This is a genomic window from Vibrio sp. Isolate23, assembly GCF_022398095.1.
GTDB lineage: Bacteria > Pseudomonadota > Gammaproteobacteria > Enterobacterales > Vibrionaceae > Vibrio > Vibrio coralliilyticus_A.
This window is the reverse complement of sequence record NZ_JAKEUV010000001.1, coordinates 1064114-1077838: the sequence shown is the minus strand read 5'-3', so window position 1 is coordinate 1077838 and position 13725 is coordinate 1064114. Positions and strand designations below refer to the sequence as shown.

General features: G+C 45.3%; 14 protein-coding genes. 3 read left to right on the top strand and 11 right to left on the bottom strand.

From position 1 onward, the window contains the following. Nucleotides 1–4: 4 nt before the first annotated feature. Both L1D31_RS04825 and L1D31_RS04820 read left to right on the top strand, forming a co-directional pair. Nucleotides 5–487: a molybdopterin-dependent oxidoreductase gene (locus L1D31_RS04825; RefSeq protein WP_239835928.1), complete on the top strand. Its 483-nt coding sequence runs from the start codon at nucleotides 5–7 to the stop codon at nucleotides 485–487. Then, a complete protein-coding gene (locus tag L1D31_RS04820) occupies nucleotides 471–1601 on the top strand; it encodes a GGDEF domain-containing protein (protein ID WP_239835927.1) in 1131 nt (376 codons plus the stop codon). The genes L1D31_RS04825 and L1D31_RS04820 overlap by 17 nt, the downstream gene beginning before the upstream one ends. Before the next feature lie 103 nt (nucleotides 1602–1704). Here L1D31_RS04820 and pstB read toward each other — a convergent pair whose 3' ends face one another. The 4 genes from pstB to L1D31_RS04800 form a co-directional block, all read right to left on the bottom strand. Beyond that, on the bottom strand, nucleotides 1705–2454 hold the full coding sequence (gene pstB, locus L1D31_RS04815; RefSeq protein WP_239835926.1) for a phosphate ABC transporter ATP-binding protein PstB: 750 nt from the start codon (nucleotides 2452–2454) through the stop codon (nucleotides 1705–1707). Between the two features lie 56 nt (nucleotides 2455–2510). Then, the gene (gene pstA, locus L1D31_RS04810; RefSeq protein WP_239835925.1) at nucleotides 2511–3374 is read right to left on the bottom strand and encodes a phosphate ABC transporter permease PstA; all 864 of its coding nucleotides are present in this window, start codon (nucleotides 3372–3374) and stop codon (nucleotides 2511–2513) included. 21 nt (nucleotides 3375–3395) lie between these two features. Beyond that, the gene (gene pstC / locus L1D31_RS04805; RefSeq protein WP_239835924.1) at nucleotides 3396–4328 is read right to left on the bottom strand and encodes a phosphate ABC transporter permease subunit PstC; all 933 of its coding nucleotides are present in this window, start codon (nucleotides 4326–4328) and stop codon (nucleotides 3396–3398) included. A 94-nt stretch (nucleotides 4329–4422) separates the two neighbouring features. Further along, nucleotides 4423–5244, bottom strand: a complete 822-nt coding sequence (locus tag L1D31_RS04800; RefSeq protein WP_239835923.1) for a phosphate ABC transporter substrate-binding protein — start codon at nucleotides 5242–5244, stop codon at nucleotides 4423–4425. 372 nt (nucleotides 5245–5616) lie between these two features. Here L1D31_RS04800 and L1D31_RS04795 point away from each other — a divergent pair, with 372 nt between their 5' ends. Continuing rightward, nucleotides 5617–7260: a methyl-accepting chemotaxis protein gene (locus tag L1D31_RS04795; RefSeq protein WP_239835922.1), complete on the top strand. Its 1644-nt coding sequence runs from the start codon at nucleotides 5617–5619 to the stop codon at nucleotides 7258–7260. Between the two features lie 114 nt (nucleotides 7261–7374). Here L1D31_RS04795 and L1D31_RS04790 read toward each other — a convergent pair whose 3' ends face one another. From L1D31_RS04790 to L1D31_RS04765, 7 genes are read right to left on the bottom strand one after another with little or no spacing between them, the layout of a single operon-like run. Then, complete coding sequence (locus L1D31_RS04790) at nucleotides 7375–8811, bottom strand: coniferyl aldehyde dehydrogenase (RefSeq protein WP_239835921.1); 1437 nt, start codon at nucleotides 8809–8811, stop codon at nucleotides 7375–7377. Continuing rightward, on the bottom strand, nucleotides 8789–8920 hold the full coding sequence (locus tag L1D31_RS22570) for a hypothetical protein (protein ID WP_275666052.1): 132 nt from the start codon (nucleotides 8918–8920) through the stop codon (nucleotides 8789–8791). The genes L1D31_RS04790 and L1D31_RS22570 overlap by 23 nt, the downstream gene beginning before the upstream one ends. 19 nt (nucleotides 8921–8939) lie before the next feature. After that, nucleotides 8940–10679, bottom strand: a complete 1740-nt coding sequence (dsbD, locus tag L1D31_RS04785; RefSeq protein ID WP_239836384.1) for a protein-disulfide reductase DsbD — start codon at nucleotides 10677–10679, stop codon at nucleotides 8940–8942. Continuing rightward, the gene (locus L1D31_RS04780; RefSeq protein ID WP_239835920.1) at nucleotides 10679–11560 is read right to left on the bottom strand and encodes an FAD:protein FMN transferase; all 882 of its coding nucleotides are present in this window, start codon (nucleotides 11558–11560) and stop codon (nucleotides 10679–10681) included. Before L1D31_RS04780 ends, dsbD begins: the two co-directional genes overlap by 1 nt. Then, entirely contained in the window at nucleotides 11550–12773 is a 1224-nt protein-coding gene (locus L1D31_RS04775; RefSeq protein ID WP_239835919.1) for a DUF3570 domain-containing protein, read from the bottom strand. The genes L1D31_RS04780 and L1D31_RS04775 overlap by 11 nt, the downstream gene beginning before the upstream one ends. A 19-nt stretch (nucleotides 12774–12792) precedes the next feature. Beyond that, nucleotides 12793–13257 (bottom strand): DUF4266 domain-containing protein, encoded by a 465-nt coding sequence (locus tag L1D31_RS04770; protein WP_239835918.1) that lies wholly within the window; start codon nucleotides 13255–13257, stop codon nucleotides 12793–12795. Beyond that, nucleotides 13254–13718, bottom strand: coding sequence for a TlpA disulfide reductase family protein (locus L1D31_RS04765; RefSeq protein ID WP_239835917.1), 465 nt, complete (start codon nucleotides 13716–13718; stop codon nucleotides 13254–13256). Before L1D31_RS04765 ends, L1D31_RS04770 begins: the two co-directional genes overlap by 4 nt. Nucleotides 13719–13725 lie beyond the last annotated feature (7 nt).

Genomic DNA, 13725 nt, shown 5'->3' with positions numbered 1-13725 from the left:
TTTTATGAGAGGTGTTGTTCTCGCCTTTTTACTTCTGGTAAGTCTGCCCACCCTTGGTGCTGACTTAGTCGTCCGTTTTGAAAACAGCCAACCAAAGACTTTGGCTTATGAACAGTTGGTTTCGCAATACCCTCCAACCTCCTTTAAAACCAAGCTTCCATGGTATCCGGATGCCAATCAATTCACAGGCTTTAGAGTCTCAGACATGTTAGCGAACTTAGTAAAAGAGGAGACGAAGGCCGTATCTTTCATTGCCCTTAATGACTACGCAGCCAGTACAACGATAGAAAACATTATTAAATACGATCCGATTATCGCCTACAAAATGAATGGCAAAAAAATGAAAGTGCGAAATAAAGGGCCATATTGGCTGGTCTTTAATCTAGACAAATACCCTGAGATTGATAATGCTGCTTTTCATTCTCAAATGGTGTGGCAAATTGACGAGATCATGATTCATCAAAAAAACAATGAGAATACTGACTAGAGTACGTGGATTTAATCAAGTTTTATCAAGAGCGAAAGTACTGCTGATCTTTCTCTCTGCAATACTGATTGTGGCAAACTTATACCTTCTCTCGGCAACTCGCGACTTAGCTCGTTCCTACAACGAGCAACAAAACCAAGCCACTTGGTATCTTTTTCAACTAACCAAAGAGTTTTCTGAGCTAAAGTCCACAACCCTATTGGCTGAAAAAGATCACAATTACATAGATAAGGTATTGTTAAAATATGAACTAACATGGAGCCGCTTTGATCTACTGCTTAACAACCGTGAAAGTGAATCGCTGATCTCATTACCCGAGGCCGAGTCATTTTTTGAATCACTTTTTCATCAATTTCAAACTTTAGAGCCCAAATTAAAACAATTTCAAGAGAGTGGCGATCCTGCGTTGAACCTGAGCCAGGATTTTGAACATCAGTACATGCTGATGATTCACTACATTAATACCAACTTTCGTGTTAAAAGCCCACTTTACCAGTCTCAAATGCAGCTGGCTCAGGCACTGACACATGCTCAGTTTGTATTAATGATATTACTGTTTGCGTGTGTTGGTATCGTCAGTTATATCATTCATAAAGAAGCCGTGTTCCATAAGCAAGCCTCTGTCACCGACTCACTCACAGGCATACCCAATCGCCTCGCTTTTATGTATCAATTAACAGAATACATTGAAGAGAAGACCAGTTTCTCTTTGATATTGCTTGATCTCGATGGGTTTAAAAAGATCAATGACTCACATGGACATCAAGCAGGTGATTTAGCCCTGCGAATCGTTTCAGCCCGCTTAATTGAGCTAATGAGCCAATACCAACTCTCTATTTATAGAATTGGCGGAGATGAATTCTCGGTCTTAACCACGCAAACTGACAAACAAGAAATAGACGCTCTTATCCAAACAATTAATCACTGCTTTGATAAGAGTATCACTTTGCAAAACCAGACAGTTCAGCTTTCTGCTAGCATAGGGGTCGCCAGCTATCCTTATGATACGACTAGTCTCAATCAGTTGATTTCCATGGCTGACCAGAACATGTATAACGAAAAATTCTCAACTAAATCCGATGAAGGTAACGTCTTCAACTTAAAAAAACGATGAACCAACATAACAACTCGGCATCAAGAAAAAAGCCCCTCATGAAGAGGGGCAAAGTACCATCGCTTATTGTTATAGTGATAATGCCAGTAAAACTACTCAGTGATTAACCAAAATCACCATTTACGTATCCTTTTGTACGATCATCTTTGGGATCATTAAAGATAACTTGAGTGTCATCATGCTCAACCAACTCTCCCATTAGGAAGAAGGCCGTACGGTCCGAAATTCGGCGTGCTTGCTGCATAGAGTGAGTCACGATAACAATGGTGTAGTTTTTCTTTAATTCTTCCATTAACTCTTCAATTTTGTGCGTCGCAATTGGATCAAGCGCCGACGTAGGCTCATCCATCAAGATGACATCCGGTTCCATCGCAATGGTACGGGCAATACATAAACGCTGCTGCTGACCACCTGATAGACCAAACGCATGGGATTTCAAACGATCTTTCACCTCATCCCATAGAGCTGCGCTACGCAGTGAACGTTCCACAACTTCATCAATGTGTTTCTTGTCTTTGATGCCCTGAGCACGTAAACCATAAGCCACGTTTTCATAAATGCTCATTGGGAAGGGGTTAGGCTTCTGGAATACCATCCCAACCTTGATACGCAAGTCTGCGACATCAATGTTGCCATAGATGTCCGTGCCATCCATATCCAGCTTACCTGTAATCTTTACACCTTCAATCAAATCGTTCATACGATTCAGACAACGCAGTAACGTTGATTTACCACAGCCAGAAGGACCAATCAATGCCGTGACTTGACGTACTGGAATAGGAAGGTTAATCGCTTTCAATGCTTGGTTTTCACCATAAAACAGATCTAGGTTTTCAATATCAAATTTGTTCATTGTCTCAATCTCTTAAATCTAAAATTCGTGTCTGTGCTTTCAATTAAAGTCGCTGGTTAATAATTCGCAGTATTGAAGCGACTTGCGATGAGTTTGGTGATCATGTTGATCAAGAGAACAACGACAATCAGCACGGTAGCTGTACCATAAGCTTGGTTCCACTCTTCAATAGTGAACAGCTCAGTAGTCAGCTTATAAAGGTGAACTGTCAGCGTACGTCCTGAATCCAGTAACGAATCAGGAATACGTGCCACCATACCCGCTGTCAGGAAGACAGGAGCCGATTCACCAATTACACGACCAATACTTAGAATGACCGAGGTTAAGATACCTGGCATTGCGCTAGGCAAGATCAAACGCCAGATAGTGTAGATTTTTGAAGCGCCCAAGCCGTATGAGCCTTCACGATAAGTTTGTGGTACTGCCATCAGAGCTTCTTCCGTGGTACGGATGATCACTGGCAGTATTAGAATACTGAGAGTCAACGCGCCTGAAAGAATCGAGAATCCCAAACCTAAGATTGCGACGAAGAAAGTCATACCAAATAGACCGAATATGATTGACGGGATCCCCGCCAACGATTCAGTACAGAAGCGGATAACCTTAACCAGTCTACTGCCCACTTTAGCGTATTCAGTCAGATAAATCGCCGTCATAATGCCAAGCGGTGCCGCCACGGCGATGGACGCGATTACCATATAAATAGTGGCTACAATCATCGGGAAGATACCGTGTTCTTCGCCAGTACGGGTGTAATTGTCAGTAATGAAATTCCAGTCTACGTGCTGCAAACCGTTCGACAAGATGTACCAGATAATCCAGAACAAAAAACCGACCGTCAGTGCTGCTGCAGCCCAGATAAAGCCGTTAAAGATATTGTCTTTAAACTGGCGTGCTTTTTTTAATTTTGCGCGATCCATAGTCATCACCTTTAAACCACTTTACTTCGCTTTTTCGCGGTTGAGATAAAGCAGGGCTGCGTTAAGCATCATAATAAACACCAGCAGAACAACACCTGTAGCGTAGAGAGCATTAGCATGCACGCCGCTTGCGTAAGACATTTCAATAGCAATGTTCGCAGTTAGCGTACGGGCCGAATCTAGGATGCCCTGAGGCATTGCAGGGGCGTTACCCATCACCATGATGATCGCCATGGTTTCTCCTAGAGCGCGACCAATACCCAGAATCACACCGGTCATGATGCCCGAGCGTGCTGCCGGAACCAGCAGCTTAAAGATAGTGAAAATCTTTGATGCGCCCAAAGCCAGTGAACCTTCTTTGTACGTTCGAGGCACAGCGCGAATCGAGGTTTCTGATACCGTGATCACGGTAGGCAGAATCATCACACCCAAAACAATAATACCGGCCAGAATTGTATTACCTGCTGGGACTGCGAAAATATCCTGAATCAGGGGAACAATGATCACTAATCCAAAGAAGCCGTATACAACCGAAGGTATACCTGCTAGCAATTCAACGGCAGGACGAATAATGTCTGCGAGGCGCTTAGGTGCGATTTCAGCAATGAAAATCGCCGTTAAAACACCCACTGGTACCCCAACGATAACCGCACCAAATGTCGATACAATGGAAGCAACAATCATGGTTGCAACACCGTAAAGTGCAGGAGGTAGCCAGTCTTGGCCTAATACGATGCCAGAAACACCCGCTTCTTGAAACGCAGGGATAGATTCTTTAACGATGAAATAGGCGATGACCGCCAGAGACACAATGCCAATAACTGCACTGGTAAGGAATAAGCCATGGAAAATACGCTCTTTCCAGTCAACACGCTTGCTCGCGCGTAGACTAGGCTTAGATACTTGAGTCGCTTCAGTATTCATAAGCTCGTCACTATTTGTTGCGATGGTCATAAAATTCTTACCGTTCTCACGAACTTGGTTCGTTTGAAGTCAAGAAAAGGCTCAGCCCAAAGTGGGCTGAGCAATTAAGGAGTTTTACTAGCGATTAGTTAACTGAGATGTAGCCGTTGCTGTCAACTAGACCTTGAGCTTCATCAGAAACCATCCAGTCTAGGAACTTCTGAGTTTCTGCAGAAGGCTTACCTTCTTTGTATAGAACAAGGAATGGACGAGCAACTTTGTAAGAACCGTTCTTCACGTTGTCTACGTTTGCTTCAACGCCATCAATTGGTAGAGCGTTTACTGAGTTATCTACTGTACCTAGAGAAATATAACCAATTGCGTATGGGTTAGACGCAACCATAGTTTTCAGAGCACCGTTACCGTTTGCCACTTGTGCACGTTGAGAGATAGCCGATACTTTCTTGCCAGAGATTTTTTGCTTCAGCTTCATGATGTCTTCAAATGCACCACGAGTACCGGAAGCAGTATCGCGAGTGATCGCAACGATTGGCTTATCTGCACCACCAACTTCTTTCCAGTTTGTGATTTCACCTTTGTAGATTGCAGTTACTTGCTCTGCAGTCAGTGCTTCCAGGTCGTTTTTAGGGTTAACAACAACAGCGATACCGTCTAGCGCAACCGTTAGCTCTTTAAGAGCAGGTTCTTTTTCAGAATCTTTCAAGTTACGAGAAGACATACCTAAGTCAGCAGAACCGTTTTTCGCTGCTTTTACACCAGCAGAAGAACCAGGACCCTGAACTTCGATAAATACGTTCGAGTTAGTCTTCATGTATGTTTCAGAGAAAACTTCCATCAGTGGAGTTACGCTGCTAGAGCCCACTGCAGAGATAGTTTCTTTAGCAGAAACTGAAGTCACTGCCATTGCGCCTAGAAGTGCGATTGCACCGATAACTGTCTTTTTCATCACAATTTCCTTAGTTGGCAACATTGCCGTTATATTTCACTTGAACGGTGCTCACTTTAGGACTCAATTATGACAATTGTGTTTCACTTCGTTGAAGCCTATATGACAGGTGAGATTTGCTAGGAATTTTTGATGACGTTTTACTGATAAGTCCAACAGCGATGTAACAAACTGTGAAAACCAAACGAACAGAGAACAAACTAGAACAATAACACTATGACTTAAAAGGAAAATAATTAAGCCACTTTTAGTGGTTATTTTATAAAATTATCATTTTCTGGATTGAATTATACCTAGGAAAACTTAGAATCATTCCTCTTAATTATAAAAACAATAACAGACAATTCATCACAATATAGAAGAGGACAATCGATGCGCCAATTACTCAGCGGGCTTTCCATTAAGCTCCAAGTAGTGGTTCCTGTCATATTCACTTTACTACTACTCGTAGTCGGGATAATTTACAGTACAACCAATCTTAAAAATGCTTTTCATCACGTTACCGTCTCAACAGAGAATGTCATTAATCATAAAGACTCGCTCTCTCAGATCATTGATAACACCTATGGTATGCGAATTAAAGCCATCTACAGCCTGTTTCGCGCTGAAGATGTAAAACAGCTAGCAACACATTTGCGGAACAAACAGCAAGAAAACCGCCAACTTCTGCATTCACTCGGCACTGTCAAAGGTCTCGAGCAAGAAATCACGGACATGAACCACGCCATTGATCATTATGTGAACTACTCAATTAACGTCATGGTCCCATTGCTTAATATTCGTCACAGTAACGACCTTCCCCCTTCTAATTTTCAAACCAAGTATGATCGTGCGGCAAGTGACTACCGAACCGCAGGCAACCAAATGGTTGAGGCAATCGATAGGCTTTCAAAGAAGTTAAATACACTGGCTCTTGATGAAGTGCAGGCAAACGAAAGTACCCACTCGAAAGTAATGAACAGCAGTATTGTTGGACTCTTATTGATATTAGCGGCAGCACTCGCGATTAGCTGGATGCTCGCTGGCATCATAGTGACACCGATTAAGAAACTGCAACTCGCGATGAAAGAGCTCGCACAAGGCAACCTGTTAGTCTCGGTAAAAGAAGAAGGGAACAATGAAGTCACCGCTCTATCTCGTGATTTCAACAGCACTGTAAGCCAGTTGAAAAGCACTGTTGATTCCCTAGTCAGAATCAGTGTGGACGTCGCCTCAGCTTCGACTGAGCTTGCCGCAGTCATGACACAATCAAGCGCCAACTCAGATCAGGAAAAAAATGAAGTTGAGCAAGTTGCATCCGCCATCAACCAAATGGAAAGTACTGCCACGGAAGTAACCCAAAATGCCAACAACGCGGACTCTGCATCCATTAACGCAGATAAACTCGCTCGAGAAAGTTTAGAAACATTCGAACAAAATACGCGAGCCAGTGAGAAAATGGCGCATCAGTTGTCCCAGGCGGCTGGCGTGGTCAATTCTCTGAAAGAGCAATCAGAACAAATTGGTAAAGTGATCGAAGTGATTGAGAGCATTTCAGAACAAACTAACCTGCTGGCGCTTAACGCGGCCATTGAAGCGGCACGAGCGGGAGAAAGCGGTCGTGGGTTCGCGGTTGTTGCCGATGAAGTGAGAATGCTTGCAGCTAGAACTCAGGAGTCGACAAAAGAGATTCAAGTGATCATTGAAGAGTTACAACACCAGTCGGGTGTCGCTAATGATAGCATGAACTCTAGTCTAGAGATGATTAGCCATAACCAGCTTCAAGCCGCAAAGGTAAGCGAAGCGCTTGGCCACATCAGCACTTCCATTTCAGAATTGACCAGCATTAATGCGCAAGTTGCAGTCGCCTCTGAGGAGCAAGGACAAGTAACTTCCGACGTCAACAGCAACCTCAGTAATATCTATGAACTGGTGAGCCAGAACGTGACTGGAATTACCCAAGCAGCTGCCGCAAGTCATGAATTGTCTACTCTAGCGGAAAAACAAAAACAGCAGCTGGGCTTTTTCAAACTCTAGACAAGCCAATATCGACCATGTGGTCACATTATCCAGAGGCCAGAAAAATCTGGCCTCTGGCATTACCAACTCCTAAGCAACTCAGATTAAGTGGTGTAAGCACTCGGTCTGCGACTAGCGGATAAATAAGCGACTCAAGCCTTTCTCAGCCACTTTCCTGAAACGTAGCAGAAGGCGACTTCTCGGCAACCAAGCAGGTGAACGCAAAACCGTTTTCGCTTTAGAAAATGTTTGAAAACCTTCGAAGCCATGGTAGTGACCAATACCAGATTCCCCTATCCCGCCAAACGGTGCATCTTCCGCCGCCACATGTAACAGAGTATCGTTAATCGCAACACCGCCGCTGTGGGTCTGCTCGATGATTTGCCGCTGAAGGAGGCGATCTGTCGACATCAGATACAAAGCCAGCGGTCTTGGTTTAACGTTAATGTAATTGAGCGCCTCATTCAGATGGCGATAGCCAATCACGGGTAGCAGTGGGCCGAATATCTCTTCCTGCATCACCTGCATGTTTTCTGTAACTCCTGTAATCAAATGCGGCAGCATCTGACGCCCATCCAACATCACGTCCTCTATGGTGTAAATGCAGGCACCATGGTCTTTTGCGTCCTCTAACATAGCATGAAGACGGTCATACTGCCGTTCATTGATGATGTGGGTTACCGTTGGTGCTTTATCGCCATCTATATACAGCGCCTTATAACGTTTCAGATACAGGTTGATGAATAGCAGCTCTTTTCCTTGAGGCAGCAGAACATAGTCTGGTGCAACACAAATTTGCCCGGCATTGACTGACTTGCCAAGTAACACGGCATCAACCGCTGCGCGAAGATCAATGTCATTATCAATCACGACAGGCGACTTACCACCGAGCTCCAACGTCACAGGGGTAAGGTTTTTCGCCGCCGCCTGAGCGACGAGCTTCCCGACTGGCGTCGACCCCGTAAAGATAAGGTGATCAAAGGGGAGTTGAGAAAAGTAGCTGGCGATATCCGCTTCGCCCTCAATGGGATAAATGTGTCGGTCTAAGCAAGACAAGATCTGGCTGAGTACTTGATTGGTATGATGAGTATGCTCACTCAGCTTAACCATGACTCGGTTTCCCGCCGCAATCGCCGTCACGATAGGTGCAATGCTCAACACAATTGGAAAGTTCCAAGGGACAATAACTCCGACCACACCTAGCGGTTGATACTCGACTGTGATTGAAGAGGGAGACAGCAACAAGCCCGCTTTACGTCGACTTGGTTTCATCCATTTTTTTAGATGCTTGATGGTGTAATTGATGTGAGAGACCGCGGGTAGAATGTCGCAAATCATGCTGTCGAAACGGCTACGCGCACCATAGTCCTTTTGCAGAGCCTCAACCAACTCTTCCTTGTGTTCAAGTAAAGCTTGCTTGAGGATCTTTAGCCGTTTTATCCGAACGTTGTAGCCAGAAAATGGCTCACTTAAATAAAAAGCCCGGACTTCAGCATAGAGATGAAGTAACTCTTGCTGCGTTCTGATGTGTTCTTTTTGCCAACGATTAAGATCTACGACGCCTTCCATGTGCCATCATTGCCTGATTGGTTATTCTTTGCCCATAAGTATAGTAGCCAGATTCGACACCAATGTCTTGGCTAGCACGCCCATAACGTGCATAAGATAAAGGCGACATAAATGCCGCCTTCTGATGACTACTGCAATTGGGTCATCACAGCTTGAAAATGCTCAAGCCCTGTGGCTCCGACAATTCTCTGTTGAGCGACTTCAGCTCCTTTGGTATCGAAGAAAAATACCGCTGGTGGACCAAACACATTACGCTCTGCCAGCCACGCCATCTGATCAGGGGTACTTTCTGTGACATCAAACTTAATCGTATTCCAGTCAGCAAACTTATTCTGTACAGATTGATCACCAAACACTTCTTTCTCAATGACCTTACACGAGACACACCAGTCGGCATAAAGGTCGATTAGTACCGGTTTACCTTGCTGCTTCGCCAGTGTTAATTGTTGATCCAAGACTTCAACAGAGCTGACTTTCTCAAATGGTAAAACTGTGGATGGTTTATCTGATGAAACCTGCACAACATTAAGTGGTTTAAGAGGATCGTTTGAGCCTGTCAACATGCCGACAAATAAGATCAATCCGTAGAACAGAGACATAAATGCTGCCAGTTTACGGGTTCTCGCCCAACCTGGTTGTGCTGAATCCAGCGCACCAAAATGAATACCACTTCCAATGGCAAGTACCGCCCACATGAGCATAGTCAACCAACTAGGAATAAAACGGCTCAACAACACAATCGCGACCGCCAGCAGCAACACACCGAACAGTTGCTTCACAGCAATCATCCAAGGGCCGCTTTTGGGGAGAAACTTACCGCCACTCATACCAATCAGAATCAGTGGCACACCCATACCCAGAGCCATCACAAACAGGGTTACGCCACCTAAGACCCAATCTTGCGTGGTGGAAACATAGAGTAACGACCCAGCCAATGGCGCACTCACGCAAGGTGACACCACCAACGCCGACACCGCGCCCATCACAAACACACTCGCCACTTTACCGCCGCCCAGTTTGTCTGAGCTTGCATTCAGTTTCTGTTGAATGGATGCCGGCAATTGCAGCTCGTAAAAGCCAAACATCGCTAAAGCAAGCAGGACAAACACCACCGCAAATATCGATAGCAACCAAGGTTGCTGCATCGCTGCTTGCAGGTTAACACCTTTAGCCAGCGTCGTGACTAAGATCCCCGTTAGCGCATAACTGGAAGCCATGCCCAACACATAGGACGTCGACAAAACTAAACCTTTTCGGCCTGTCATTTTTGCGTCACCACCAATGATGCTCGACAAAATAGGCACCATGGGCAACACACAAGGTGTCAGTGACAGCCCTAACCCAAGTAGGAAAAAGATGAGGAGAGCCTGAGTTTTGGACGCGCTGCCTAATAGCTCAGACAGGCCCGCCGTGTCTTCTGCCAAACCGCCAACTTTATCCCAAATTGAGGGACTGCTGTCATTCAGTGTATTGGCGGGCAAGTCGAGTTTAATCGTCTGAGGTAAGTAACACAGACCTTTTTCTGAGCAACCTTGATAACGAACCTTTAGTTGACCTTCGCCACCATAAGGTACCAGCACGGTTACTGGCTTATCGAAAACGACGACTTCGCCAAAGTACTTGTCTTGTTTCTGTTTTCCCGGTGAAGAAAATTGAGGGTCAGTCAACTCAACGCCGCTATCTGCTGAAAACTTAAATCGGCCTTTATAGAGATAATATTCAGGCTGAGTCGCGAAATGGATCTGCATACCTTGTTCACTGACCGACCATTGATAAGGAAATGCCTCTTCCACGGGTAAAAAGTCAGGCTCCTGCGCAAACGTAAAGGCAGAGATAAACAGTAGTAATGCCAGGATGAAAATTCTGATCACGCTACAAACTCCGTATCTTGATGAATAGCTAATTGATCGTCGATAAATACAACGCCGACTTGTTCAGGGACTGGTAAAGTCGGCTCTAATGTCAATGCAGTACTGAGGGCGCCGGCTTCCAGTGTCGTTGGAGCTAAGACGCTGACAGAGAGCACTTGGGGATGTGTCCCACGTTGCGACAATATGTGTGAGCTTTCCTCATCGCCAAATTGGAAGCTTCGCTCGTAATGAGCGGATGTCGTCAAAGCGGCATCAGCCAGTGGCAATGAGAAAAATGGCTCATGCTTATTCTTCGGATTAAGCACCGCCACATTGAAAGGTGAACCGTCTGGCTTAGTGCCAAGCGCTCGAATGTCTCCACCAAAATTCACCAGCGCAGAGGAAACACCAAATTTCTCTGCGATCATCACCGCCTGATCGACCGCAAACTCTTTAATCACTCCACCCAAGTCAAATTGAGTCTCTGCGTGAGGGATAGAGAGCGTTTTATCTGATAGAGACCAAGCATCAACGCCCATAAACGCCTTAGCACCTTCATAAGCCGCATTTCTGTCCAATTGAGGTGTGCTGGCCATCATTGACTTGACCGTACCGACCGTTGGGTCAAAAACACCTTTCGTGCCATCAACCAAACGCTTCAAAACTTCAAATACAGCGTAGCTTTCATCATCCAAAACCACAGATGATGACTGACGTTGATTCACTTGCTGATTGAGCCAAGAGTGAGAATCATAAAAGTTAAATTTCTGCTCTAATCTCAGAGTATTCGACTCGATTAAAGCCGCTATATCTGCGGCTTTCTCTGAGTGATACAACTGAACTTCACAAGGAACCGTCATCGCCTGAAATCGGTGAACAAACGGCGGATTAAAACTCATAGGTTGCCCCTACTGCCCACCACTGAGCTTCAAAGCCATTGGACTGCTCGTAATAAGCGCCAAGCAGATTGAAACGCAGTTTCTTGTGCACTTTAAAGCTTGCGCCTAATTCATAGGCATTGGCCGTAAAATCACCAAGACGTAAATCAGAGGTCGCATAACCCGATGAAGCAAACGTAGGATCACTGCCATTAGGATCACGGTAGAAATCAGCGGCGCTTTGGGTATACCAGAAGTAACCTGGAGCTAACGTTAGCCAACTGTTGACCATCCAAGAAACTTTGCCACCAAGCTGATGAGAGGCGACGCCCCAGTCATCCTGGAACCATTTGTAACGAGGACGAACTACTAGATTTTCGGACATTGACCAGAACGCCTGAATATTCACGCCACCTGACAAACGAGTATCCGGGCGTGAGTCCTGACCAAGAAAGACTTCGTCAGTACCAATCGAACCATCACCATCAATATCCACCTCACGCAACACCGTCAGATAGTGATTGCTAAGATAGCCAGAACGATAACCCGCGTAGCCAGTGAAGACCATGTAGTAATTTGGCGAGAAGGTTTGTGAAAGCCCTGCCTCAACATTCCCTGTAAAGATGTCTTCCCAAGATTGGGGATTGGTCGAAGTTTGATACTTGCCAAACGTCATCGTTTCATCAAACAAGGTAGAGAAGCCTAAGCTGTACGAGCGGTTTTTCTGTGCGTCTGCGTAAATTAGCCCTTTACCATTTAAACCAATACTGCGGTAGTCCTCTTCTTTGGAAAAGTTAGCACCGAAAGTCCACTCGTTACGCAGCTCGTCTCGGTAAGTCGCGCTGCCATTGATCGATTTACGGGTATCTTCCAGCTCATATTTCTGAATTTTGTAGCCACTGCTGTGGGGATCATAGCCAGCGCGGATCACCTGATCCGTCATATTTTGAGCTTGTTGGGTTTTCGTCGCACGGTTAACCGCATCCGCTGCACTGCCAATTGGCGTAGTTGGCCCCCAAGACGGTGACGCACCAGAAACAGTGTCGTAGCCCAATTCAAGATTGATGGTCCAATCGAGACCAAAACTCTTTTCGATAGAAACAACGCTGTCGCCTGCTTCCACTTTATCGTCGTACTCTTCGTAATTTAGATAGTGAACAGAAATATGGTCTTCTGCCAGCGCACTATTCGCCACTGCCGCTGCACTAAGCAGCGTTAAAGGTAGTTTTTTCATTCTGATTTATTTTTAGTATTTAGTTACAACCACAGCCGCCACCACCGACGCCACTGCCACCCACTGAACCTTGCTTGTATGAGAAGACTTTCTCAGAAAATAAGTCGAACTCAGGCACCGGCCCTCCGGGTTTCATCTCTTTCTTAGCCAGCGTGCCTTTTTCCCACGGCTTAACGGGTTCAATACCCAATGCTTCGTCGACAAAAGCGAGTGCTGACTTTTCATTTGCAACGGCTTTTGGCTTATTCAGCGTTAAATCCTTAGCTTGAGGTTTGACTAATTCAACGTTGCGACGAGCACCAATTTCAGAACTGCCACTGGTGTAGACCTGACCAGAAATCACCTCTTCTTCAATGCTGGAACCACTGACAGATGTTTCCGTAGTTTGAGAAGGCTTTTTCCCTAGCTGACTTAAATCCACTTTGGGTGCAGCAACGCTCAGCACCGGAAAGCAGAGGGCAAATACAAGAACGACTGGCTTCATAGCTGCACTCCCATATCAGCCAGATCAGTAAGAATAACGTTACGGATATCGTTGATGGCGCCAAACCGAACTTTGAGTACTTGGCCCTGATAGATGTAGTAGAGCGCTGGCATACCAATCGGCTTGAACTCGGTAATCAACTGTTGCTTTGGATCGTTGACGACAGGAAAGGTCAAACCTAACGATTTTTGAAACTCAAGGCCAACTTCGACCTCTTCATCGACATCCACACCGACAACCGTCACCCCTGTCCCTTCTAGCTCACTGTAGAGCTGATTAACCAAAGGCAGCTCATGACGACATGAAACACACCACTCCGCAAAGAAATCCACTATCGTTAACTGGCTTGGATCCAGCTTGAGTCCCGTTGACGCTGAATCTGTAATGGTGTCTCCTTCTTTAAACGCAGATGCCGAGAAAGACGCGCATAAAGCGAATAGCACAACCAATTGTTTAATCATTATTTTC

Excerpts from the sequence above, each read along its gene's own strand:
- L1D31_RS04775 (WP_239835919.1), bottom strand. The coding sequence starts at position 12,773 with ATGAAAAAACTACCTTTAACGCTGCTTAGTGCAGCGGCAGTGGCGAAT.
- pstA (WP_239835925.1), bottom strand. The coding sequence starts at position 3,374 with ATGGATCGCGCAAAATTAAAAAAAGCACGCCAGTTTAAAGACAATATC.
- L1D31_RS04820 (WP_239835927.1), top strand. The coding sequence starts at position 471 with ATGAGAATACTGACTAGAGTACGTGGATTTAATCAAGTTTTATCAAGA.
- L1D31_RS04790 (WP_239835921.1), bottom strand. The coding sequence starts at position 8,811 with ATGGAAGGCGTCGTAGATCTTAATCGTTGGCAAAAAGAACACATCAGA.
- L1D31_RS04765 (WP_239835917.1), bottom strand. The coding sequence starts at position 13,718 with ATGATTAAACAATTGGTTGTGCTATTCGCTTTATGCGCGTCTTTCTCG.
- L1D31_RS04770 (WP_239835918.1), bottom strand. The coding sequence starts at position 13,257 with ATGAAGCCAGTCGTTCTTGTATTTGCCCTCTGCTTTCCGGTGCTGAGC.
- L1D31_RS04800 (WP_239835923.1), bottom strand. The coding sequence starts at position 5,244 with ATGAAAAAGACAGTTATCGGTGCAATCGCACTTCTAGGCGCAATGGCA.
- pstC (WP_239835924.1), bottom strand. The coding sequence starts at position 4,328 with ATGACCATCGCAACAAATAGTGACGAGCTTATGAATACTGAAGCGACT.
- pstB (WP_239835926.1), bottom strand. The coding sequence starts at position 2,454 with ATGAACAAATTTGATATTGAAAACCTAGATCTGTTTTATGGTGAAAAC.
- L1D31_RS04795 (WP_239835922.1), top strand. The coding sequence starts at position 5,617 with ATGCGCCAATTACTCAGCGGGCTTTCCATTAAGCTCCAAGTAGTGGTT.
- L1D31_RS22570 (WP_275666052.1), bottom strand. The coding sequence starts at position 8,920 with ATGTCGCCTTTATCTTATGCACGTTATGGGCGTGCTAGCCAAGACATT.
- L1D31_RS04780 (WP_239835920.1), bottom strand. The coding sequence starts at position 11,560 with ATGAGTTTTAATCCGCCGTTTGTTCACCGATTTCAGGCGATGACGGTT.
- L1D31_RS04825 (WP_239835928.1), top strand. The coding sequence starts at position 5 with ATGAGAGGTGTTGTTCTCGCCTTTTTACTTCTGGTAAGTCTGCCCACC.